Raw genomic sequence first — 24,728 nt, 5'->3', positions numbered from 1 at the left:
AAAAACTTTTTTCAATGATCCTGCTGTTCAGGATAATTACTATCTCTACAAATACAAATTCACCAAAAACTTAAAGCCAGAATATTCTTTAGATGATGATTTGTTGTTTCAGGGAAATACCTTTTTTAGTCTTGTTCTGGAGGAAGATGCTAAAGCGGGCGAGCAAGTTGAAATCAGCCACTATGGAATATCAAAAACGTATTTTAATTACATGAGTAAACTATTAAGTGTTTCGGGAACTTCAAGCGGGGGACCCTTTCAGTCTCCACCTGCAAATGTGAAGGGAAATATAAAAAATCAATCGAATTTTGATAATTATCCTTTAGGATATTTCAGATTAAGTGAAGTCGATGTGAAAAATTATACAATCCAATAAACTAATATATATAATTATTAAGTAGCAATAATCAAGTTGGTTGTGTCTTTGTTTGGTGATATTTGATTGTTCTCTTTCTTTTATTAGGTAGCACTGTGGTTTGTTCTAATAGAGAAATTTTAGAACATGTCTCGAATAGCAATTCAGTTTGACCACGCATTATATAAAAATCATGTACACAGAATTAATTAGAAAAATAAAATTATACATTAAACTTTCAGAAGAAGATTTAGTTATTATTAAACAACTTTTTCATAGAAGAGAATTTAAAAAAAATGATTATTTTTTAAAAGAGGGTCAGATTTCTACTCACATCTGTTTTGTACAAAAAGGTCTATTTAGATACTATATCAATCAAGAAGGGGAAGAAAAAACTTTTTATTTTGGAAATGAAGGCTGTTTTATCACAGATTATGAAAGTTTTGTTCCGCAAATAGCAACGGTGCAAAATATTCAAGCATTAGAAGATAGTATAGTTTTTGTTATTTCTTATAGCGATTTGCAACAGTTTTATTCTAATGTTGAAAATGGAGAACGGTTTGGAAGGCTTGCTTTGGAGCACGAAATTATAGATGTTGTTAGAAAATTAAAGTCATTTTATAAAGAAAGTATAAAGCAGCGATACGAAAGTTTTATCAAAAAATACCCCGAGGTCCAACAACGAATTCCGCAGTATTATATTGCTTCTTATATCGGTATAAAGCCTCAGTCTTTAAGTAGAATTAGGAAAAAAAATGTGTTCTAATTCCATTTCTTAATATTCTATAAAACAATTTTTAAGTAAATATTAGTGGATATTAAAATTTATTTGATTTTCGGAAAATTTTATTTTAGGATTACAATGACACTTACTTTATGTTCCATAGGAAAAAAAATACGACTTGATATCTTAAATATCGAGCACCAGCTCTGCATGATTTTTAAAATCCACTACCTATCGATCGATTCAAACTATAATAGTTTTAGTTTTGAAAAGTTTCATTTGAAGTTCTTCAGTTCAATTATAAAATGTGTTTTTTTAGACATTTGTCTAGTATTTTCCATTATATGTTCTTGACTTTTGTAGACTAAATTTGGTGGTATCTATTATGATTCTATTGTTTTTAAAAACTAGAATAAGCAAAATGTTTATTTAGAAGTAGGAAAGAAATTTACCAAAGTCCTATTAATTGGATTAAATAGATACAGAATCTGATTTTTTAAAATCTGTTAGCCGTGTGCTTTAGATTTAATAAGAAAGATAAACCTTTCTTATTGATACCTAGTTTAATTATTGGCTTATTGCAGATTTTTTTTTTTTTTTTTGTCTGTGCAATTAATGAAAAAGTCTTTCGTAGACCGTTGTTGTAATTGTTCTATTTAAAATTTGTAACATTAACTAATTTAATATTTTTATGAAAAAAGTGAATTTTTGCATCTGCGCGATGCTTTTAGTAGGGGCGTCTGTTGTGGCGCAGAGTAACGTTGCAAATGTTACTCAAAACAATGCAGTTCAAGGGGTGTTTAATGTCGCTAATACTTCTAATATTACCCAGACTGGGAAGTCTAACATAGGTAGTATTGATGTAAATGGTAATGGAAGTAGTGCGTATTTGGTTCAAACAGGGAATACTAATGCCGCCACGGTTGCGCAAGTTGGAAACGGCTTAAGTGTTTATCAAACACAAGTTGGGTTGCAGAACACAGCGTCAGCAACTCAAAATACAGGTGCGTCAAGCAGTTCGTCGACTCAATTACAAAGTGGAAACAACAATTTAGTTGCGTCTCTTCAAACTTCAGGAACGGGTAATGCGTCTTCGCAAATGCAAGTTGGGAACTCGAATTCAGCTAGCACTACGCAAACAGGAGGGTCTTATGGTACGGCGACTCAATCTCAATCTGGAAACTTTAATACTGCTACATCTGTACAAAAAGGAGGGTCTGGTAACTATCTGTCTCAAACTCAAACAGGAGATGCTAATATTGCTAGTACTTTGCAACAAGGGGTGGGCAGTAACACAGGTGTTTCTACTCAAATGGGTAGTTTAAATAAATCTACATTGGAGCAAAATGGGTTTGGTAATTATGCTCAATTGGCTCAAAAAGGATTTGGGAACTTGTCTACTGTAATTCAAGCTCAGTAATTTAAATGAATGTAATTTGATCGATCTGAATGTTGTGTTATAGTAATGTTAGGTCGTGATTTTTTTTTTTTTTTTTTTATTTCATTTGCGCCTCTGAGTTTGGCTCAGGGGTGTACTTGTCTAATGTTTCATGTTTAAATTTGGTGAAGTAGGAATATGTTTGGATACTATTTTTACTATAGAAAAATTAATGTAGAATTTTGAATTTAAGTAATTGTTTACCTTAAAATCCAGGTGTTATAAATAATACTTTCTCGAAGCAAGGCTTTGTGAATTAAACTCAAATAATTAATAAAAGTAATGTCTTTAAAAAGGTTCATTTTTTTGTTTGTCGTGATCTTTTCCCAAGTCGTTTTTTCTCAAAAGAAAAGCGCCAGCGGTTCTGATGCCTCAGTCATTGTACCTAATGAAGACTTGGCTATCATTTTAACAAATGTAAATGGAGCTACATCTGATATTGAAAAAGCGAAGCCGCCACCATACCTTTCGACGGGGAATGGAATTCTAATACAACAAGTAGGCGATTATAACGTTGCATACGTCAATGTGACGTCGAAGACCATGGATATACAAATTAACCAAGAAGGAGATTATAATTTTTACGAATTTGCTAAGATGTCCGGAGGTAAGGTTAATGTGAAAGTAGAACAAAAGGGAGAAAGTAATAATACAATGAATAATGCGCTGTATAGCCAGTATAATATGAATATGGAAACTATGCAAAACGGAAACGACCTAACAATCCAAACCATTGGGGCGAATTCTATTTCGAGTAACATGAAAATAACACAAACGGGAAGCGGTGCTTCCGTAATTGTGATTAGTAATTAAAGGACTAGAATGAGAATTGCTGTCCAAAACAAATTATTGGTTTTGATGCTTGTTTGTGGAGTTTCGTTTTCCCAGACGACAAACACGGTGGTTAAAGCTAAAATTGAAATCGAAAAAGTAGGAGAAAATCTTAAAATATCGGGGATTGCGGAAAATTTATCGAATCTAGCTCAAGATTTTTCGTATAAATTATCAATAATATATAAAAGAAGCAATTCAGAGAATCAATCTAATAGCATTCAGGAAGGACTGGTTTGTATAAAGGCGAACAAAACTCAAAAAGTATCCGATGCCCTGATTAATTTAAAAAAAGAGGATGAAGTGATTGTTTTACTTCTTTTTTATAACGAAAAAAAACAATTAATAGGCAAGGACCGAGTGGTCTTGAATGATGCCAAAAGTGAGAAATTGCAAATTCTGGATCTTGACGGATTTGAAACGAAGGGTATTGTTTCGAATGAAACAAAAACAAAATTAGGCAAAGATTTTTATGACCGTTATTTTAATCGGTATAATGACGAAAAAATTAACTCCTCAAAGATTGTTGTTGTTGGAGAAGAACTAAGTTTTGGAAGAAATACAAACATCACTATTGTAATAGGTAATGAAGTAATCTACGAATTTATGGCCAGACCAGACGACGAGTTTATGAGTGAAATTGTAGACAATTCTATCTATGCCACAATTTTATATTTTAAAAATTTAGAAAATCAGGAGAAATACTTGATCCAATATTGAATTAGAAAGTTTAAATTATGAAAGTTAAATTTTTAGTAGTCATTATGTTAGTATCGCTTTCCTTAAAAGCTCAAGGATTAGTCTATAAACCCATAAACCCCGCTTTTGGGGGTGATACGTTCAATTACCAATGGCTTTTGAGTTCTGCGGATTCTCAAAAGACATTTAAGGAAAAAGTAGTTCCAACTGTTCAAAAAACCGATTTGGAAAAATTCACGGATCAGTTAAATTCACAATTTTTGAGTCAAGTTTCGCGGGAAATGTTTTCCAGATTATTTGGTTCGGCCGGTTTTTCTGCTGGAAGTTACAACTTTGGGAGTTTCTCTGTCGAGATCTATCCTGCAACGACGGGCTTGACCCTGGATATTTTGGACACCAATACGGGAGATCAAACGCAAGTTATCATTCCAAATAAATAATATGAGATTTCAATACTGTTCAGGAGTTCTGCTCCTTTTTTTGCTTTTTGGCTGTGGAGCTTTTTATAATCAACCTACGGGAATTGAAAAAGCAATTATTGGCGAAAATACTTCGGCAACTTCGTCGCTGCAATCGCTTCCAAAACCCAAGGAACCCATCGTGGTGGGAATCTACAAATTTAGAGACCAAACAGGACAATATAAAGCTTCGGAAAGCGGAAGTACTTTCAGTACGGCCGTAACTCAAGGCGCCACTTCAATATTAATTAAAGCACTTGAAGATTCGAAATGGTTTGTGCCCATCGAGAGGGAAAATATTGGAAATCTGCTTCAGGAAAGGAATCTTATCCGCTCCACCAGACAGGAATATTCAAAAAGTACAAATTCAAATGAAATTCAAATGACTCCTTTGCTTTATGCGGGAGTTTTACTTGAAGGAGGGATTATTTCCTACGATTCCAATATAGTCACGGGTGGTTTTGGTGCGCGATACTTTGGTAGCGGAGGTTCCGTGAAATATAGACAAGACAGGGTAACTGTCTATCTTCGGGTTATTTCTACTTCAAACGGCAAAATACTGAAATCGGTTTATGTGTCAAAAACGATACTGTCCCAAGCAATTGACCAAAGTCTTTTTAAATACGTTGATTTCAAAAGACTCTTGGAAGTAGAAACAGGATACACCACAAATGAGCCTATTCAAATGGCGGTTACAGAGGCCATTGAAAAGGCGGTAACGTCATTGGTTTTGGAAGGAATCAAAGACAACCTATGGGAATCGGGTGCTCCTAAACCAGAGGTGGATGCTGTAATGTCAAAATACAGTGAAGAAAAGGACGGAGCGAGTGCAGCGGCTATATACGGCAGATCCTTGAAGGAGCGTAGATCTAGATATGGAGTAGAAATTTCTGGAGGACTTGCATTGATAAATGGGGATTATATTAATCCGCTTTTAAGGCCAATGGGAAGGGGAGCTCTCAAATATTTTTTTGCTCCTGGATTCGATCTAAGTGTTTCCACCAATGCATTCAAACTGGCAAATAAAGATCGTTTGGATGTGGGTTATGCCACTTTTGATCTTAATGCGGAGCTGATTTTGTTGCCCAAGGATAAACTGAGCCCTTTTTTTTATGGAGGATTTGGTTATGGAGAAAACAAAGCATTCAAGAACTTGCATTTCAAATTGCAGTATGGAGCGGGTTTAGAATACTTGGTTTCCGATAAAATAGGAATCAAAATGTACGGGGAACAAAACCTGAATTTGAGCGATAATATCGACTATATAAAAAGTGGGATACGTAATGATTATTACTACCGTTTTGGTTTGGGCTTGACCTATTATTTTTCAAAGAATAAATCAAAAATTCTTAAGGAGGATAAGGGCAGCGGTAATACACTAAAATAATAATTATTTGAAAAATACAATAATTTAAAAATAATGAAATATACACATATAATTTGCATGACTTTCTTGGTAATGCTTTTTTCGTGCAGTGAAGAAAGAATAACAGAGGCTGATTTTGGTTCAATTGAGGGAAAAGTTGTTAACGCCATCGATTTTTCTCCTTTGGCAAACGTGAAAGTATTTACAACTCCAGGAACAAGTATCGTTTTTACTGACAAGGACGGGAATTTTAAGATTTCCAAAGCAATAGTGGGGAATTATTCCGTTCAAACCCAGATAGAAAATTATACCTCAAAATCGGAGAAGGCAACGGTAAGTGCGAACGGTACAGCATCCATCGTTTTTGAACTCAAGCCTTCGACCGCCACCAACAATAGGTCACCACTAACTCCAACCTTGCTTTTTCCATTAGATAATGATATAAATCAAAATATTGGTTTGAATTTGACATGGTCAGATTCCGATCTGGATAACGATAAATTGACTTATGGAATCACTTTGAGGAATGATGCCAACAGCGACGTTATTGTCTATTCGAATATCGTTTCTCCCATTTTTACTCCATTGGGTCTTGCCTATAGCACTAAGTATTATTGGCAGGTTTCAGCATCGGATGGTATAAATCCTCTTGTTTGGAGTTCGGTACGTTCATTTACAACCAAATCTTTTCCAAATAATCGGTTTTTATTTGTAAAAAAAGTGAATAGTAATAATGTGATTTACACAGGAGATGAGTTGGGAAATGAACTGCAAATTACCGCTTCCGATGCAAACAGTTGGAGGCCGAGAAAAAATAATCAATCCAAAAAAATAGCTTTCATTAGGGCAAACGGATCGCAAAATCACATTTACACGATGAACCCGGATGGCTCTGGAGTTTTTAAAGTAACCAATGCCGTTCCTGTTGCTGGTTTTAATTCAGAGTTTATCAATTTTTCTTGGAATACATCGGGAAATCAAATTTTGTATCCTTATTTTGATAAACTATACCGGATAAATAGTGATGGTACCGGTTTGACCAAAGTTTTTCAAACGCCTAATGGGAAATTTATTTCGGAATGCGATTGGAGTTTTGACGGCAATAAAATCGCTCTAAAGGTAAACGGCACTAACGGTTATAATGCCGAAATTTATGTAATTAATACTTCGGGAGAAGTAATTAATACGGTAATATCCGGGGTCAATGGCGCAATAGGGGGGTTGAATTTTTCAGCTACAGGTAAGAAATTATTATTTACAAGAGATATTTCAGGTTTTGAAGAAATAAATTACAGGCAGTTAGACACGCGAATTTTTGAATGTAATTTTGATTCCGGTTTTACATCGGAACTTGATGTAGAAAAAGCGGCAGGAACTTTAGATTTAGACGTGAGATACTCACCAAATGACGCGGAAGTTTTATTTTTAAGTACCTCTAATGATGGGTTTTCTACCAATAAAATAATGAAATTTACGCTTGGACTCACACTTTCGAGAAAACTTTTATTTAGCGGTGTTATCATGCCAGACTGGGAGTAAAATTTGGGATTTTGTTTGTTTATAAAAGCGGGACTGTTAAAAAATGGTCTAGCTTTTTTATTACCTATAAATTGACCCTATTTCGGGAGTCCTTTAATTCATTTGAAGAAAGGGTTTTAGTTAAAAGATATTTGAGTTAAAGCAGGTCTTCCACATTATCTAAAGAATCGGTTATACGCTTTGTTTGCAGAATCACCACTTTTAAAAAGGGCAGAGGAAAGGGGTTTAAAAATCCCTAGTGACTTAATTTTTTTGGAACGTGAGGGTTCAATAACTTTGTATGACAATTAAAATGTGGATTCTAAAATTCATGATTTTAGTCCTCGAAAAACTTTAAAAATTGAATAAAAATAAATAGAGAGTGCAAGTAACTGTTCTTTCTAAGGTTTTTCTTAAATGAGGTTGAAAGAAGTTGAACATTAATATTTGTTATCTGTAAATCAAATCAGTGCATTTTCTTATTTTCTGCCTATCGTTTTAGGACAAAAGTATTTGCTAACAAAATATTTTTCTTAATAGTTAATTAAATTAGGCATTTGAGAACTACAAATATCCTGCAAGTAATGTAACTTTAGGGGCTTTGATAGATAACCAGTTACAAAAGGATATTTTATTGCTTTATTTTCAAAATCTTCTATAGAAGAGGACAAGATGTAAATAAGAAACCTTTTCTTTATTTTAAAATCAAAATTATTGAATACATCCAAAAAATCCCAACCGGTCATAGTAGGCATATTAATATCCAAAAAAAGAATAGTCTGAATATCTTCATTATAATTTCCAAAGCCTTTCGCAATTTTGTCCAATGCTATTTCCGGTTCTGTAAACGTTATTACTTTAGCCTGAGGGTTAAATTTGTGAATTGTATATGTACAAATCAGAAGACTCGTATTGTCATCATCAACTATTATAAAATTAGTCATCTTTTTCATCCAGAGTTGTTAAATTTGAGTTATGATCTTTAAATTCTAATATAAATTGGGTTCCTTTATCCACTTCACTTAAAACGGTAATTTTCCCCCCTAATGTTTCTACTTGTGTTTTTACCATAAATAAGCCCATCCCTTTACCTTCAATGTGATAATGGAATCGTTGATATAGTCCGAATATTTTTTTTCCATTTTTGGCCAGATCTATTCCTAATCCATTATCCTGATAAATAATTTTAACACCTTCTGTGCTTTTTTCTGAAGATATTTCAATTAAAAGTAAAGAATCGTGTTTGCGGTACTTAATACTATTTGTTATCAGATTGAAAAAGATACTGTGTAAGTAGGATCTAACAGTTTCTAATTCGGGTATGTCTTCGAATCTGGTTATAATTTGAATTTGTTCTTTTTCAATCAGGTTTTGTATTCCTTGTGTAATGCAACTGATTAGGTTTTCTAAGTTAACATCCTGTTTACTAAGAGAAATATTTGATCTTATCTGTAAGATAGTGTTTAAATCAATAATAATGTTATCCAGACGATTGACATTATCGGAAATTTCTTTTAATAGCGTTTCTTTTACTTCAGGTAAATAATCTTGGCTTTCCATTAGGTTAACTAATCCAATTATATTGGCTACTGGGGCACGTAGGTTGTGGGATAGTATAAACGAAAACTGTTCTATATTTTTGTTAGCTGTAAGCAGTTCTTTAGTCTGTTTCTTTAAGCTTTTATTTAATTTTAGTAAGGTAGAGTTAGCTTTTTTTCGTAACGAAATATCTTTAAAAAATACAGAAATCCCCTTGCTTGAAGGATATGCGGTCACCTCAAACCATATGTTCATTAAATCAACATAAATTTCAAAATGCTGATTTCTTTTTTCTTCAATGCATTTCTGATAGAAAGTAAAAAGAGAAGAATTTACAACATCCGGGAATATTTTCCATATATTTTTACCTAATGTTTTTTCTTTTGAAAATTTTAGTAATTTTTCAGACTGCTTATTCCAGTAGGTAATCATTCCGGTATAATCCAGAGCAAAAAAAGCATCACCAATGCTTTCCAAAATAAACTCCTTTTCTTCATTTGCTTTTAAGACTTCTGATTTTATCTTAATTATGGGATCAATATCCTGAAAGCTACCAATGATTCGCAGGCATTTTCCGTTAAAAAATTCTGGGACAGCGATTACTCTTACCCATCGTTCAATCCCTTTAGAAGAGATTATTTGTGTTTCAATGTCAAAAGGCACGTTATTTTTTACACTGTGCTGGAATGACTGTTCCATGCTATAACGGTTTACATCATCTTTATAAAAGGAATATATATTATTTATATCAGGAATATAGTCAGATGTTACTTCATGTATTTCTTTCGCCATATCAGACCAATAGACCTCATTTTTCATAAAGTCAATTTCAAAACTCCCAATTCGGGATAAAGAAGTCACTTTTTCCAGTAGAAGTTCTAATTTTTTTTTCTCTGTGATATCTTGAATAGCTCCAACGATGCGAATAATCTTGTTTTTTTTATCTCGAATAGTTATGGCTCGATCAATAACATAGGCATAGCTTCCATCTCCTTTCTTAAAGCGGTACTCAGCATGCCAATAGTTGCTTGTTCCTTCAATTATTGCATTAATGTCATTGATAGTCGTTGCCGCATCCTTGGGATGAAGATGAGATTCCCATTTGTTTCTATCAGAATTAAATACTCCTGAATCGAGACCAAATAAAGTGGTGAAGCCATCACCCCAAAATAAACGATTTGACTTGGATTCCCAATCCCAAATAGCATCTGAGGTAGTTTTACATGCAAGGCTGTATCTGGCATCGCATTCTATTAAAGACTCTTTTGCATTCATCCTATCGGATATATCAATTCCAAAACCATGGATTTCTTCTAGTTCGCCTTCAGCATTCGTTAAACTGCTAAAATTCCACAAGGTAGATATTGTATCACTTGTGTCAATAGCCACCTGAAAAATTTCATTGGGATGTTTCAGACATTTTTTTACCACTGCAATTATCTTGTTTTGGTGATATTGTTTTAAAGAAGACAGAGAATTATTGCCAAGAATACTTTTGGTTTCAAATCGCGAACCAAAATCTTTTAGAAATTTATCATTGAAATAGGTAAATGATCCTTTAAGATCTGTTCTGATTATATAATTGGTTTGCGATTGTATGAAACTTTTATACAGCGACTCGTTTTGAGTCGACTTATCGATATATTTTTTGTATTCTGTTAGATCTTGCAGTGCTCTTTGCCAGCAAATTTTATTTTCATACTGATCTTTTAATAGCTCACCGCACTCATGTATCCACTTTATCACACCGTTTGGTAAAATGATTCGATATTCGAGATTAAAATCTTTTGACCCTTCTAAAAAAGCGGCATGTTCCCTCTTGTAATTTTCCTGCTCGTCCGGATGGATGTGTTTAATATAGTCTTCCCAACTCGACATATGAGATATTCTTTCTCTTCCCAGGATTTTGTATACCACATCACTACAATACAGCGAATTATCTTGTAGATTAAACTCCACAAAACCAATCTTACCTAGTCTTCCTAATTTTTTAGGTTCAGGTTTTTTTTCGATATTAATTTTAAATGAGTCTGTTGTTTTTTTTCTAACTTTCTCATAATTGAAATTTTCCATTATGTTTTTGGTGCTATTTTTAATTTCAAATGCATCGATGAAAACTATTTTGACATTAAGTTTATTTAACTAGTATAATTTCTAAAGTGGTAGCTAGTCGAATTAATAGATTAGTCTTACTATTTTTTTCTTGTTTTTATAAATTTTTACTAATTTGCCTAACAATCAATTTGATTTTTTTGCTAATTTGTATTAGAATCATCAATTTTCCCCTCGTTCTATTCATTCACTAACCTATAGTCGTATTGGCGTGTAAAGATATATTATGCTTGCAGTCCTAAATAGAGCAATAGCGTTACTTAACTATTTGGAATTCATCTTGTAAAAAAAATAAAAATTCTATAAATTTGTTGTCTATTTCTGCAAAAAATTGCGATATCCGCAATTGTCTAAAAACATTATTAATAGATTTATCTTATTAATTCTAATATCATTTTACGGTGCTAATATCAGCAAGAAGATTCAGATTTTAATAGACAAAAGTCTAAAAATTAATTTATATTGTAAGTTTGCAAACAAGTACGACAGATCAGGATTCTGCATTGCAAGACTAAAGCTGCTAGGGGAGAAGTTACCCTTTTTTACTTCACTATCTAATAGGTTTTATTGTTTTGACCTACTGGGACCATATAGGTAAGTTTAAGAAAATTATTGCCAACAATTCTGACTCCCCCAATTGAAGTATGATCTATTGTTGACATATCGCCATACATCGCACTTAAATCGGTTCTTGGTAAAGCATTAAACGAGTATTCAAAGGCAGTAGTCTCAGTTAGATGCCATCTAAAAGTCAAGTTTAATCCTAAGGACAAGTGTGACGATACTTGATTATACGATAGTGCTCCACCCCAGGTACCGTGCCTTCCAATTAGTGAGGGTTCAATACTTGGTATAAATACGGTATGTATAGGAAGTCTTAAAGCATTGCCATAGAGATGGAAATGATATCCCAGGCCTAATGTATACTTGTCAAAATCAAGTCTTGGAAACGCTTCATAACCAATGTTTACCTCTACATTATTACCTACCATACCAAATTGGAATTGATAATTTAAGGAAGGTTTATTATTAGTAGGAGGACTTCCTATAACCTCATTTTTTACGTCAAAACCTGAGCTAAAGGAAACATAGGTGTCTTTTTGGCTATACCCTAAAAAGATGGTAAGCGTTAACAATACTGTTAAAATTGTTTTAAATTGGTTCATTTTGTTTGTGCAATACTATCCTTATGGATGCTTCTAAAGCTACTGTAATTGGATAATTGTGATTAATAATGATTTTTTGTGTGTAAGGAATAAAAGTAAAGTTGACACTGGCTGATAATTTTGTATTGTCATTTCTATTATTTTTTTACCATCTCTAGCCAAGCCTGAATTTGTTGTGGCGAAATGGGTTTCAACATAATTTTATTATCGGTATCCAATAAATACAAAGTAGGGGTGCCAAAAATATAATAATCACGCACTCCAGGCCCTTCCCAGCTTTTCAAGTCACAACTTGAAATCCAGGGAAAATCTTTTGTGAATGTCTCATATTTTTCTTTTTCATTGTCCAATGAAACTAGAATCACTTCAAGATCATAGTCTTTTTTCCATTGTGAATAAAACGATTTAATTTTTGCTATTTCTTCAGTGCATTTAGGACACCAGCTGGAGCCAAAGACGACTAGCTTATATTTGCTCTTGATTCCTGAAAGTTTGGTAAAAGAGGATTTTGTATTTTCAAATTGCAATTCAGGTGAAGTATTTCCTTTTGCTATTTTGCGGTACTGTTCAAACAATATTTTTGACTTGCCGTCCATCTGGTATGAATCGTCTGATAGCATTTCCAGAGCTAGATGCTCGGCGGCCGGAAACAAACTCCGTTTTTCCAACAGGATAAATAAATTTTCGGCTACCTGGTGCAACAAGGTCGGTTGGGATTGCAAACTTTTGATTATGGCATCGATACTTTCATTCATGTGGGTATATTGCTTGCCGCCATAACTTTCCAGCAAGATAAAATACCCTTCAAATAATTGCTTGTGTAAGCCGGATCGAATCAATTTCTCGTTTCCAAAAGCCATACTATTGAACTCTTTTTCATGCTCTGGTATTCTTTCTATATAGCGGCTGGCCGTTTGTGGTATATCGGCCAGAGTCTGCCGTAGGTTTAGATAATAAGTTGCATAGGAATCTTGTGGCAAATCGGTGAGGAATTGGAGCATGCTCTTGTCCTGTACTTCGAGTCCCTTTTGCAACAACAGCATAATCTGTGAATCCTCATAAAAGGGCAACAAATAGCTAAGTCCAGTCCTTTTTCTTTCATTTTCCTGGTACAATTCCAGTCCTTGACCAAAAGAGTCGTTGGCTTGCGAATGGGTAAACTTCAAGCTCGTGAAATCCTCTAACTTATCCCATTGTATTTCAAAATTTTCGTGATCCAATAACAGGATGACGCTCTTGCTGGGCTTAATTTCCAGCACGGCCGTCTCTCTGTAGTTAGTGGGATAACTAATGATGAATTTTCCCTTATCATCTGTTTTGGTGGTGGCAATCAAGGTATCACCTTGGTGGCCAAAACCCTTGAGGCTTAAATCCGTATTGCTATTTTGTGGTAATTGCCCCTGAATATGGTAGCGTGTTTTGGCCTGTACCGCATTTGCCGTCAAAAAAAGAAACGATGTGATAAAAAAAACTGTTTTCATTTAGGGTATTGTTTATTTTATTTGATGCAACGAACAGAAAAACCGTACGCACGGCTGTCATCGTTATAGCTTATACTTCCGATAAAGAAGGTTTTGTAGAAGGCATTACAACTATTAAATGCACTACTCCAAAGAACGCCTCCGCTGCCTGTATAACAGATTAAACCATTATCATATGAGCAAAAGCCTTTAAGTACAAGCTTGAATCCACCGTCGGGACCGCTAGCATAGGCCATGGCACTATTAGTAATACTATAGGCAGTAAACTCCTTAGTTAGCTCTGCATTCGTAGGAATGCGATAGTCACTTGGGCAGGGGTTATTGGTACCGGCAAGTCCTTGCCATCTCGTGCTGTTTTTGTTGCTTCTCCAATGATAAAGTGAAATACCATTGGTAATAAATAGGGCTTGCTCGGTCGTGTCGGTAGTGGCCAACGTGGTGGTGCTACTGTCCACGGACGTTCCCACGATGGCGGAAGTGCATGTTATGCTAGCATGCCCGTCATTGCCGCGCCCCCACTGGTGCAGACAACCATAGGCTCCGTAGTCGGTATTACTTGTAACTGCCCAGCTGGCGCCCAGGTTATTGTCCATCCATTTTTTTTCATTACTGGAGACAATAGGAACCACAAGAGTAGGTGCGCTGCTGTCACAAATGGCATAGGTTGTAATATTCTTGATGCAACGAACGCTAAAACCATAAGATAGAACATATGAACTGTATTGCAATTTCTGCCACTGTACGCTGAAACTAAAAAACAGAATAATAAAGAATTTTTGTGTCATTTACAGTTATCTATAGAATAGTATAGAAATTTTTAGTTTTTTCTACTAATAATTTTTAAAAGGAGCTCGATTTTTTATTTACTAGTTTATAAATACAGTTAAAAAATTCTAATTTTTTTATCGTCAGTATAAGTGATGTGAAAAAAGTTGCCTGCAGATTTTTTTAGTTTGGATTCTATACAATAAAATGATTTTTAAATTCGCTGATTCCTATCTGGTGTTGTAGGAATGGGTTTTAAACTTCATTTTCAGTAGACAGTAATAAATGCATAGGTTTGGGATGATTTATTTCGAATTTTTAACTGCAAATTTTATAAATATCAAGCGGAATGCACTAGACATATGTCTAAAAAGCTTAATTCATTTATACGCCATTGACTATTATGTTCAGAGTTGATTACTCCACTCTATTTTCGTTGAAGTAAATAGATAAATCAGCAGTTGGTTTTTAGACATATGTCTATAATTTTTAATTTCAAATTTCGGTATTTTGCAATATCTGTTCAATATGTAAAATAAGACTGTTGAATTCTGGTAGTGTAAAAATTATTATTGGAATTAAGTTTCTACACTACAGCAGGAATAATAAATCTTGTAATCTTTAACTATATATGAGTGACGCGATTAAATATTATGTAATTCTTATCGGATTTTTATTTGCATTTAGCGCAAAAGCTCAGGTAGGAATAGGAACAAATGAGCCAGATAATAGTGCGCAACTTGAAGTGTTGTCTACTTCTAAAGGGGTGTTGATTCCAAGGATGTCGCTTTCGCAGCGTAATGCAATCAATAATCCTGCAAATGGTTTGTTGATCTATCAAACAAATAATTCTCCAGGTTTTTATTACAATACGAATGGTCAGTGGCAAAGACTGGCAACTAGTTCGGAGCTGAAAGCAGGAGGTGGAGGAACAAATGCAAATACCATTTTAAACGGAGGGACTAATCCTTCATCAGCAATTGGTTCAGATGGCGATTTCTATCTGAATACCGTCAGTGCTGTATTATATGGACCAAAAATGTCGGGAAACTGGCCTTTAAACGGCATAGAATTGATTGGTCCAAAAGGGGTGTCGGGCAGTGGTACACCGCCCATCCTTAGTTTTGATTCTGCGTATAATTTATCAATTAAAGATGGGAATTCGGTTAGTCTGAGTGATCTTAACCAATCGTTAAGTCTTGCAGGTCCCATACTTTCCATATCTGGTCCAAGAAATAGTCAAGTGGATTTTTCAGCATTGATTGGCGGCGGCGGAAAAACCTTGTCTGATGCTTCGCTAGTTGGAAATGGTACAGCATCCAGTTTGTTGGGATTATCAAATACCGGCGTTAATCCGGGAAGTTATATAAGTGCGAATATTACAGTTGATGCAAAGGGAAGAATTACCGCTGCAGCTAATGGCACTGGCGGTGGAGGGTCAACTAATTTAACCTATACCAATTCCGCAACTAATGGAGTGGTAGTCTCAGATACAGGAACGGATGCCATAATTCCAGCAGGATCGACTGCCGAAGCAAGTTTGATGCTCCCTGCCGATAAAACCAAATTAGATGCCATATCAGGAACCAATACCGGAAACAATGCCGCAAATACTAAGTATGCAAATGATTATAGAGCTGCTAATTTCGTGGCGGGAACAGACTATTTGCGCCCAACAGGAAGTGCAGCCTTGCTAACCAATTTCCCGACATTGAATCAAAACACGACGGGTACTGCAGCAGGATTGTCGGGAACTATTCCTCAATCACAAGTTTTAAATTTAACATCGGATTTAGCAGGCAAACAAGGTAGTATATCGCTTACTTCATTTGGAACTAGTGGTCCTTCAACTTTAACAGGAAACACATTAAATATTCCGCAATATTCTGGTACAGCCGCGGGAGTAAGCTCAGTTGCACTGACAACTGCTAATGGTATCTCTGGCGTTGTTGCCAATGCAACAACAACGCCAGCTATAACGTTAACGTTAGGGGCTATCACACCGACATCGGTAGCTGCTGCTGGAAATGTGACCGGAAACAATTTATCCGGAACCAATACCGGAGACAATGCCGCAAATACTAACTATGCAAATGATTATAGAGTCGGTAATTTTGTCGCAGGAACAGACTATTTGCGCCCAACAGGGAGTGCATCCTTACTGACCAATTTCCCTGTATTGAATCAAAACACGACAGGTAATGCAGCAACTGCTACTTCTGCAATTTCGGTAACCGGAACGGTACTGGTACCTAATGGCGGTACAGGAATTACATCTTATACCGCTGGTAACTTTATCAGAGCCTTAGATGCAACTACGTTGCAGCAAAGAACCCCTACGCAGGTTAAGACAGATTTGGGTTTGGGCAATTTGGACAACAGCAGTGATTTGGGCAAGCCAGTGAGTATTGCAACCCAAACGGAATTGGATTTAAAGGAGGATGAAATAAATAAAAGTACCGATGGCACCTTCGCTGCCAATTCAGATATTAAGTACCCCTCCGAAAGGGCGACCAAGACCTATGTAGATACTCAGGTGAGTGCAGCCATTTCTGGTGTGCCTCGAGTTCCCGATGCAACAGCATTGGCAACAGGTAAAATCCAGCTTGCTGGAGATTTAGGGGGTACCGCTACCGCCCCAATAGTTCCAGGCTTGGCGACAAAAGAACCCATCATCATAAATTTGCCAGTTACTAAAGGAGGAACAGGAATCACATCTTATACTGCTGGTAACTTTATCAGAGCATTAGATGCAACTACGTTGCAGCAAAGAACCCCTGCGCAGGTAAAGACGGATTTAGGCTTGGATCAAGTGAGCAACATTAGCGATGCAAATAAACCCCTCAGCGATGCAACGAAAGTCGCACTTGACACGAAAATAGATAAAACAGCAATGGGGGTTGTTAATGGAGTGGCTACACTGGATGCCGGGGGCAAGATCCCCACCAGCCAACTTCCCCCGATTTCAGTTTCATCGGTGGATGTTGTGAACTCTCAGGTGCAAATGCTTGGTTTGCCAAGCCCATCAGTGGGTAGTATGGCAATTCGGACGGACGAGGGTAAAAGTTATGTCTTGGCCGTTCTCCCTGGTTCAATTCTTGCCAATTGGGTGCAAATAGTCGCCCCGGGAAGCGTGTTGAGTGTAAATGGATATAGCGGAACGGTCAGCTTAAAAAAAACAGATGTAGGTCTGAGCAATGTGGACAACATCAGCGATTTAAACAAGCCAGTGAGTACGGCTACCCAAACGGAATTGGATTTAAAGGAGGATAAATTAAATAAAAGTACCAACGTAACGGCTGATGAACTTTCTGATATTAAATATCCGTCCGCTAAGGCAGTCGCAGACTATGTTACTACAAAAACTACGGCTAAACAGGATTCAAATTCAGCACTTACTGGCGTGGTAGCTGCTGGAAATGGGATTCTGACAAAAACAGGGACAGGGGCAGTTACAGCGCGTTCCATTTTGGTATCGTCTGATTTGACGATAGCTAATGGAGATGGTGTTGCGGGGAATCCTTCGATAGGCTTGAGTAATGTGGGGCCAGGATCGAGCAGTTATACTTTGGCGAACATCACGATTGACGCAAAGGGAAGAATTACCTCAGCGAGTAATGGGTCGCCTGCCGCTACTGTTGATGCATCAGCAACGGTCAAGGGTGCGGTTAAGCTAGCCGGAGACCTGTCTGGAACCGCCGACTTGCCTAGTGTCGTTAAAATAAATGGGGTTTCCCTTGCGGGGCTAAGCACAGGGATTTTAAAAAATGCTACCGGAACGGGACAGCCTGGTATAGCGATAGCGGGAACGGATTTTGCGTTACCAAATGCAAACACGACAGGCTACGCAGGAACGTTGCAAACTGCTAGAACTATAGGTATGACAGGTGACGTCACATACACTTCTGGGGTCTTTAACGGCAGTGCAGATGTTACAGGACCTGCCACAATTGGTGATGATAAGGTTACCTTTGCCAAATTACAAAACATAAACACAAATAAATTATTAGGGCGGAGCTCTGCAGGAATCGGAGATCCCGAGGAAATTAGCCTGCCAACCGGTTTGGCTCTCTCGGGAGGCACATTGACAGTAACAACGGCTCCTGCTGATACAAATACGACCCAAATTGCCACTACTGCATTTGTTCTTGGCCAGCTTTCATCGACGAATCCGATTGTTGATGGCTCGGCGTCTCCAGGAATAGCAAAAACCTCTTCCAGATCAGATCACGTGCATCCAACAGATACAACACGTGCGCCGTCAGGCGGTTCCTCATCTATTACGACTCTCGGAACAATTACGTCAGGTGCATGGAATGGATCGTTGATTCCGGTGGCATACGGTGGTACGGGAGCTCCGACTGCAACTTTGGGATTGAACAATTTGTTGCCAACACAAACGGGAAATACCGGAAAAATTTTAAGTACTAACGGAACAAATGCATTATGGAGTTCAGCCGGAACTGGAGACGCATTAACGTCTCAGCCGTTATCGCAGTTTACGGTAACATCAACATCGGCGCAGTTAGGGACCTTGTTGAGTGATGAAACCGGAACGGGTAGCGTGGTGCTTTCAAATTCGCCAACATTGGTAACACCGGCTCTAGGGACTCCAACAGCTTTAGTTGGAACAAACATAACAGGAACTGCTTCAGGTTTAACTGCCGGAAATGTAACAACGAATGCCAACCTAACGGGCGAAGTTACAAGTGTAGGCAACGTCGCTACATTAACGAATTCAGCTGTTATAGGTAAGGTATTAACTAGTTATATCAGTGGTGCAGGTACTGTAAGTGCAACGGATACTATCCTTCAAGCTATTCAAAAACTAAACGGGAATAATGCCACTAATGCGAATTTAACCGGTATGGTTACCTCGGTAGGGAATGCTACTTCTTTAGGTTCATTTACTTCTACAAATTTATCAGGTGCGGTTACGGATGAGACTGGAACCGGTACAGTTGTTTTTTCAACCTCGCCAACTTTGGTAACACCGGCTCTAGGGACTCCAACAGCTTTAGTTGGAACAAACATAACAGGAACTGCTTCAGGTTTAACTGCCGGAAATGTAACAACGAATGCCAACCTAACGGGCGAAGTTACAAGTGTAGGCAACGTCGCTACATTAACGAATTCAGCTGTTATAGGTAAGGTATTAACTACTTATACCAGTGGTGCAGGTACTGTAAGTGCCACGGATAACATTCTTCAAGCTATTCAAAAACTAAACGGGAATAATGCCATTAATGCGAATTTAACCGGTATGGTTACTTCGGTAGGGAATGCTACTTCTTTAGGTTCATTTACTTCTGCAAATTTATCAGGTGCGGTTACGGATGAGACTGGAACAGGCACAGTTGTTTTTTCAACCTCGCCAACTTTGGTAACACCGGCTCTAGGAACTCCAACTGCTTTAGTTGGAACAAATATTACAGGAACTGCTTCAGGTTTAACGGCAGGAACTGTGACAACAAACGCCAACCTAACGGGCGATGTTACCTCTGTGGGCAACGCAACCACGATTGGTGCAAATAAAGTAACCTATGGTATGATGCAAACCATGACGTCCAGCAAATTGTTGGGTTCGGGGGCAGGAACTACCGTTGGCGAAATTATCCTGGGTACTGGATTGTCTTTTACGGGCAATACACTGAATGCAGGGGGGGGGGGATTGACTAATTTAAGCTATACCAATTCCCCAGCAAATGGAGTGGTAGTCTCAGATACCGGTGCGGATGCCACTATCCCTGCGGGATCGACTGTCGATGCAAGTTTGATGCTCCCTGCCGATAAAACTAAATTGGATAAGATGGCGACTATAGCAGGTGCTGCCGATGCCAACAAAGTATTGACAGTTAACGGCGCTGGTACTAATGCGGCATGGGTTACTCCTTCAAGTGTGGGTGGGGGACTCGCAACATATTTTTCGAGCGGTGATACCAATATATTTGTTGTGGCCACGGGAACAGGTGTTACTAGCGTTTGGAGTGCGAACACCCTAACGATAACCGTACCGGTGGGGGTAAATCTGAATTATCTTAGACTTGTGACTACAAAGGTTGCATTGGGTAATCCGGTTGGAAATGATTTTTTTATAACAATTACAGATGCCGCGAATAGGTGGAATACTGGTGCTACTGATGTAATGATTCCAACTGTTTCTATTGGGTCTATTAACTTGACTTATCCTTCGGTTGCAGATTCAATAATTGGTTCGAATACTACTGGTGGTAACTGGTCGATAACTAATTACGGAAGTGGTAGTATTACTTTAAAAACAGTAAGTGTAGGTTCTTACAGTGGGCGTTTTTATGTTACTTTAAAACTTTGAAATGGAGAAAAATATGAAATTATTCAAAATTTGTATTACTGGTTTTGTTTTATTATTTTTTGAATTATCTGTTCATGCCCAAACATTAAAGCAATTTAATGGTCAGTTGAGCATTAATTATCTTGATGCTCCTGGAGGTGTCAATTATTCAATTCATGGAGTTTTTTCTGATGCGTCTGGAATATTTAGCGCCACAGATGTGGCAGTGGGGGATCGAATTATTGATTCAAACGGAAATACTTTCGAAATAGTGACGCTAAAGGGTGTAATAGGTGTTGATATACAGACCATTTCAAAGGCCTTTGATTCAAATACACCTTCTTTAGGGTCAGGAATTATCTATCGACCCACCAATAGCGGATTTCCCTTAATTACCGCGAATACTCCACAGGGGCCATTTATTGCAGCTTTAAATACGGCAACCATTTCCATCGATGCAAAATTGCCAAAGTTTAGTTCAGGAACTTCGCTTCCTAGTGGATCTAATGTTATTGGCGATGTTGTTTTTAATTCAACCGATTCAAAAGTATATAAGTTAGGAAATTCTGGGTGGACGGAAGTTTCGGATGGGGACATTTCAACTAATTATTCTAGTCCCTTTTCCAGCGCATCTGCTGGAAGTGTTGGTGATATAGTTAAAGCCTTTTTTGACAGCGAACATCTCTATGTTTTTAATGGTACAGCTTGGGCACCTATAGTAACCATATCTACGTTGCCTATTGCTTACAAAATGGGTGACATTTTTTATGTCACCGGAGAGAAGGCACTGTATATGAGAAATGGCGATTCACAATGGGCCAATATCAGTGGATCTACTACTGCTGGTGGTACGGTGGCAGATATGCCAACGGGGGGTAAGCCGGGGGATCTTTTTTTTAATACGGATCTCAACATATTGTACGTTTTGGACGCTAACGGGAATTGGGTAGAAGTATCCACAAATGGGTCGACACCATTAGGCACGGTCAATCCAGATCCATTGGCATTAAGTGTAAAAGAAGGATCCTTATTTTATAACACCTCAGATCACCAATTATATGTATACGACGGAACCGTTTGGATGCCGATAAATAACTTCCTCCCCAACGGGCGAATTTTCGTAGGGAATTCCTCCAATGTAGCGGTGCCTGTTCTTCTATCCGGTGACGCAACAATGGCCAGCAACGGAAACCTAACGATTAAAAACAGTGCTGTTACCGAAGCAAAACTAGACAAAGCAGGAATCACTCTCGATGGCTTTGCCAATCCCGCCAATAATGTCTCTTTGGGTGACGGGATTATAAATCGTAAAATTATAAATCTTGCCAATCCATCTACTGGAAGCGATGCAACGAACAAAAGCTACGTTGATGGTTTATTTTCAAGTCCAGCTCTTCTAGCATTACCCAACAATAGTTTGTTTGTGGGGAATGCTTTCAATAAAGCGGTAGCGGTTTCAAAAAACCTTGTGCCTATTAGTGGTTTTGCAAGCGCAACCGCAAATATTTCGTTAGGTAATGGGATAACAAATTATAAAATTGGCAACCTGCTGGATCCCACCCTGGCGCAGGATGCAGCGACAAAAAACTATGTGGATACCAAAGCTTTAACTCCATCTAATATTAGCCTTCCCACAGGAAACCTTCTCATTGGAAATGCAATAAATAATGCATCTGCCGTTGCCAAAAATACCATTCCGCTAAGCGGTTTTGGAGTGGCACAAGCAAATATTTCCATCGGAGGATTCACTTTGTACAACCTTGCAGAGCCAGTAGCCCCTGCGGATGCTGTGACAAAAAACTATGTGGATAACAAAACTGTTCCTGCATCCAGTATTCCCCTTCCCTCAGGAAATTTGTTTGTTGGAAGTGCCACAAATACCGCATTAGCCGTAGCCAAAAATACCATTTCTCTAAGCGGTTTTGATGCCGCCGCAACAAATATTTCCTTCGGAGGGTTCAAATTGAATAACCTTGGTGACCCGGTAACAGCACAGGATGCGGCGACAAAAAAATACGTTGATGATCTTTTTATTACCCCTGCCTCGCTGCTTTCTTTGTCTAGTGGCAACCTGTTTGTAGGTAATGCAATGGGAAAAGCAGCTGCCACTCCAAAGAACCTCATTCCGATCAGCGGTTTTGGCACAGCTACTGATGATATTTCTATGGGTGATATTGGAACACAATTCAGAATCAGCTTTTTAGCGGAGCCAATATTCGATCAGGATGCGGTGACAAAATACTATGTCGATACCAGAACGGCAACTCCAGCTTATTTGGACTTGGCAATGGGTTATGTGCTTGTAGGTGATTTATCAAATAAGGCTACTTCGGTGCCAAAGAGCGCCATTCCATTGAGTGATTTAGGTGCGGCAATAGCGGATATTTCCATTGGTGGTTTCAAAATGAATAACCTTGCCGATCCATCAGCAGCTCAGGATGCTGCTACAAAAAACTATGTTGATACCAAGGTTATTGCTCCAACTGATATTAGCCTGACTAAAGGCAACCTTTTTGTTGGGGATATCACAGGAAAAGCATCGGATGTTTCGAAAAGTACCATCGCGCTAAGTGGTTTTGCACCGGCGACCTCGGACATTGATTTAGGAACAAAAAAGATTGTAAACCTTGCCGATCCAGCAATCGCTACTGATGCTGCGACAAAAAATTATGTGGATACCAAAGTTATCGCTCCGGCTAATATTAGCCTGACTGCAGGTAACTTTTTTGTGGGGGATGCTACAGGGAAAGCCTCCGATGTCTCGAAAAGCACCATTGCATTGAGTGGTTTTGCTGCAGCGACAGCGGACATTGATTTGGGAACAAAAAAAATCGTAAACCTTGCCGATCCAACGGCGAACCAAGACGCAGCGACAAAAAACTACGTGGACACGAAGGTTATCGTTCCGACAGATATTAGCCTGACTGCAGGTAACCTTCTTGTTGGGGATGCCACGGGGAAAGCCTCCGATGTTTCGAAAAGTACCATTGCATTGAGTGGTTTTGCTGCAGCGACAGCGGACATTGATTTAGGAAGCAAAAAAATCGTAAACCTTGCCGATCCAGCAATCGCTACTGATGCTGCGACAAAAAATTATGTGGATACCAAAGTTATAACTCCGGCTGATATTAGCCTGACTGCAGGTAACCTTTTTGTGGGGGATGCCACAGGGAAAGCATCGGATGTTTCGAAAAGCACCATTGCCTTGAGTGGTTTTGCTGCTGCAACAGCGGACATTGATTTGGGAAGCAAAAAAATCGTGAATCTTGCCGATCCATCAGCAGCACAGGAAGCGGCAACAAAAAACTACGTGGACACGAGGGTTATCACACCCACTGATATCAGTCTGACTACGGGCAACCTTTTTGTTGGGGATGCCACGGGAAAAGCCTCCGATGTTTCGAAAAGCACCATTGCATTGAGTGGTTTTGCTGCTGCAACAGCGGACATTGATTTGGGAACAAAAAAAATCGTAAACCTTGCCGATCCATCAGCAGCACAGGAAGCGGCAACAAAAAATTATGTGGACACGAAGGTTATCGCACCCACTGATATCAGCCTGACTACGGGCAACCTTTTTGTGGGGGATGCCACGGGGAAAGCCTCCGATGTTTCGAAAAGCACCATTGCATTGAGTGGTTTTGCTGCAGCGACAGCGGACATTGATTTAGGAAGCAAAAAAATCGTGAATCTTGCCGATCCAGCAATCGCTACTGATGCTGCGACAAAAAACTACGTGGACACGAAGGTTATCGTTCCGACAGATATTAGCCTGACTGCAGGTAACCTTTTTGTGGGGGATGCCACGGGGAAAGCCTCCGATGTTTCGAAAAGTACCATTGCATTGAGTGGTTTTGCTGCAGCGACAGCGGACATTGATTTAGGAAGCAAAAAAATCGTAAACCTTGCCGATCCAGCAATCGCTACTGATGCTGCGACAAAAAATTATGTGGATACCAAAGTTAT

At 38.0% G+C, this 24,728-nt stretch carries 15 protein-coding genes; 10 read left to right on the top strand and 5 right to left on the bottom strand.

Features of this window, described 5'->3' with window-relative positions; translation table 11 throughout:
• The 8 genes from BUC23_RS15750 to BUC23_RS15715 form a co-directional block, all read left to right on the top strand.
• The coding region (locus BUC23_RS15750) for a DUF4249 family protein (protein WP_139259931.1) at positions 1 to 376 on the top strand (376 nt) is incomplete at its 5' end.
• Positions 377 to 548: 172 nt separating this feature from the next.
• On the top strand, positions 549 to 1,121 hold the full coding sequence (locus BUC23_RS15745; RefSeq protein ID WP_084538378.1) for a Crp/Fnr family transcriptional regulator: 573 nt from the start codon (positions 549 to 551) through the stop codon (positions 1,119 to 1,121).
• A gap of 649 nt (positions 1,122 to 1,770) precedes the next feature.
• Positions 1,771 to 2,499: a hypothetical protein gene (locus BUC23_RS15740; protein WP_073211177.1), complete on the top strand. Its 729-nt coding sequence runs from the start codon at positions 1,771 to 1,773 to the stop codon at positions 2,497 to 2,499.
• 300 nt (positions 2,500 to 2,799) lie between these two features.
• The gene (locus BUC23_RS15735; RefSeq protein ID WP_073211174.1) at positions 2,800 to 3,330 is read left to right on the top strand and encodes a hypothetical protein; all 531 of its coding nucleotides are present in this window, start codon (positions 2,800 to 2,802) and stop codon (positions 3,328 to 3,330) included.
• A gap of 9 nt (positions 3,331 to 3,339) precedes the next feature.
• Positions 3,340 to 4,068, top strand: a complete 729-nt coding sequence (locus BUC23_RS17755; protein ID WP_244153836.1) for a curli production assembly/transport protein CsgE — start codon at positions 3,340 to 3,342, stop codon at positions 4,066 to 4,068.
• 17 nt (positions 4,069 to 4,085) lie between these two features.
• Positions 4,086 to 4,487 carry a curli production assembly/transport component CsgF gene (locus BUC23_RS15725; protein WP_073211171.1) on the top strand — a complete coding sequence of 134 codons (402 nt, stop codon included), beginning with the start codon at positions 4,086 to 4,088 and terminating at the stop codon, positions 4,485 to 4,487.
• Between the two features lies 1 nt (position 4,488).
• Positions 4,489 to 5,892 carry a CsgG/HfaB family protein gene (locus BUC23_RS15720; RefSeq protein ID WP_073211168.1) on the top strand — a complete coding sequence of 468 codons (1,404 nt, stop codon included), beginning with the start codon at positions 4,489 to 4,491 and terminating at the stop codon, positions 5,890 to 5,892.
• A 33-nt stretch (positions 5,893 to 5,925) separates the two neighbouring features.
• Positions 5,926 to 7,410, top strand: coding sequence for a carboxypeptidase-like regulatory domain-containing protein (locus tag BUC23_RS15715; RefSeq protein WP_073211166.1), 1,485 nt, complete (start codon positions 5,926 to 5,928; stop codon positions 7,408 to 7,410).
• A 512-nt stretch (positions 7,411 to 7,922) separates the two neighbouring features.
• Here the strand turns inward: BUC23_RS15715 and BUC23_RS15710 are convergent.
• The 5 genes from BUC23_RS15710 to BUC23_RS15690 all read right to left on the bottom strand — a co-directional run bounded on the left by BUC23_RS15710 (position 7,923) and on the right by BUC23_RS15690 (position 14,472).
• Positions 7,923 to 8,333 carry a response regulator gene (locus tag BUC23_RS15710; protein WP_167365596.1) on the bottom strand — a complete coding sequence of 137 codons (411 nt, stop codon included), beginning with the start codon at positions 8,331 to 8,333 and terminating at the stop codon, positions 7,923 to 7,925.
• Positions 8,326 to 11,001: a PAS domain-containing protein gene (locus BUC23_RS15705; RefSeq protein WP_073211161.1), complete on the bottom strand. Its 2,676-nt coding sequence runs from the start codon at positions 10,999 to 11,001 to the stop codon at positions 8,326 to 8,328. The genes BUC23_RS15710 and BUC23_RS15705 overlap by 8 nt, the downstream gene beginning before the upstream one ends.
• Positions 11,002 to 11,594: 593 nt before the next feature.
• Positions 11,595 to 12,206, bottom strand: a complete 612-nt coding sequence (locus tag BUC23_RS15700) for a hypothetical protein (protein WP_073211157.1) — start codon at positions 12,204 to 12,206, stop codon at positions 11,595 to 11,597.
• Between the two features lie 137 nt (positions 12,207 to 12,343).
• On the bottom strand, positions 12,344 to 13,687 hold the full coding sequence (locus BUC23_RS15695) for a TlpA family protein disulfide reductase (RefSeq protein ID WP_073211154.1): 1,344 nt from the start codon (positions 13,685 to 13,687) through the stop codon (positions 12,344 to 12,346).
• A gap of 17 nt (positions 13,688 to 13,704) precedes the next feature.
• Positions 13,705 to 14,472 carry a fibrobacter succinogenes major paralogous domain-containing protein gene (locus BUC23_RS15690; protein ID WP_073211150.1) on the bottom strand — a complete coding sequence of 256 codons (768 nt, stop codon included), beginning with the start codon at positions 14,470 to 14,472 and terminating at the stop codon, positions 13,705 to 13,707.
• 611 nt (positions 14,473 to 15,083) lie between these two features.
• Here BUC23_RS15690 and BUC23_RS15685 point away from each other — a divergent pair.
• Both BUC23_RS15685 and BUC23_RS17560 read left to right on the top strand, forming a co-directional pair.
• Positions 15,084 to 20,783: a beta strand repeat-containing protein gene (locus tag BUC23_RS15685; RefSeq protein WP_073211148.1), complete on the top strand. Its 5,700-nt coding sequence runs from the start codon at positions 15,084 to 15,086 to the stop codon at positions 20,781 to 20,783.
• Between the two features lie 13 nt (positions 20,784 to 20,796).
• Positions 20,797 to 24,728 (top strand): beta strand repeat-containing protein (locus BUC23_RS17560; RefSeq protein ID WP_167365595.1); only part of this gene is annotated, 3,932 nt, incomplete at its 3' end.

This window comes from Flavobacterium xinjiangense (assembly GCF_900142885.1).
GTDB lineage: Bacteria > Bacteroidota > Bacteroidia > Flavobacteriales > Flavobacteriaceae > Flavobacterium > Flavobacterium xinjiangense.
The sequence above is the reverse complement of the archived record's forward strand: the minus strand, read 5'-3'. Positions and strand labels throughout refer to the sequence as shown.

Coding starts and splice junctions, on each gene's coding strand:
- BUC23_RS15745 (WP_084538378.1), top strand. CDS start 549: ATGTACACAGAATTAATTAGAAAAATAAAATTATACATTAAACTTTCA.
- BUC23_RS15740 (WP_073211177.1), top strand. CDS start 1,771: ATGAAAAAAGTGAATTTTTGCATCTGCGCGATGCTTTTAGTAGGGGCG.
- BUC23_RS15735 (WP_073211174.1), top strand. CDS start 2,800: ATGTCTTTAAAAAGGTTCATTTTTTTGTTTGTCGTGATCTTTTCCCAA.
- BUC23_RS17755 (WP_244153836.1), top strand. CDS start 3,340: ATGAGAATTGCTGTCCAAAACAAATTATTGGTTTTGATGCTTGTTTGT.
- BUC23_RS15725 (WP_073211171.1), top strand. CDS start 4,086: ATGAAAGTTAAATTTTTAGTAGTCATTATGTTAGTATCGCTTTCCTTA.
- BUC23_RS15720 (WP_073211168.1), top strand. CDS start 4,489: ATGAGATTTCAATACTGTTCAGGAGTTCTGCTCCTTTTTTTGCTTTTT.
- BUC23_RS15715 (WP_073211166.1), top strand. CDS start 5,926: ATGAAATATACACATATAATTTGCATGACTTTCTTGGTAATGCTTTTT.
- BUC23_RS15710 (WP_167365596.1), bottom strand. CDS start 8,333: ATGACTAATTTTATAATAGTTGATGATGACAATACGAGTCTTCTGATT.
- BUC23_RS15705 (WP_073211161.1), bottom strand. CDS start 11,001: ATGGAAAATTTCAATTATGAGAAAGTTAGAAAAAAAACAACAGACTCA.
- BUC23_RS15700 (WP_073211157.1), bottom strand. CDS start 12,206: ATGAACCAATTTAAAACAATTTTAACAGTATTGTTAACGCTTACCATC.
- BUC23_RS15695 (WP_073211154.1), bottom strand. CDS start 13,687: ATGAAAACAGTTTTTTTTATCACATCGTTTCTTTTTTTGACGGCAAAT.
- BUC23_RS15690 (WP_073211150.1), bottom strand. CDS start 14,472: ATGACACAAAAATTCTTTATTATTCTGTTTTTTAGTTTCAGCGTACAG.
- BUC23_RS15685 (WP_073211148.1), top strand. CDS start 15,084: ATGAGTGACGCGATTAAATATTATGTAATTCTTATCGGATTTTTATTT.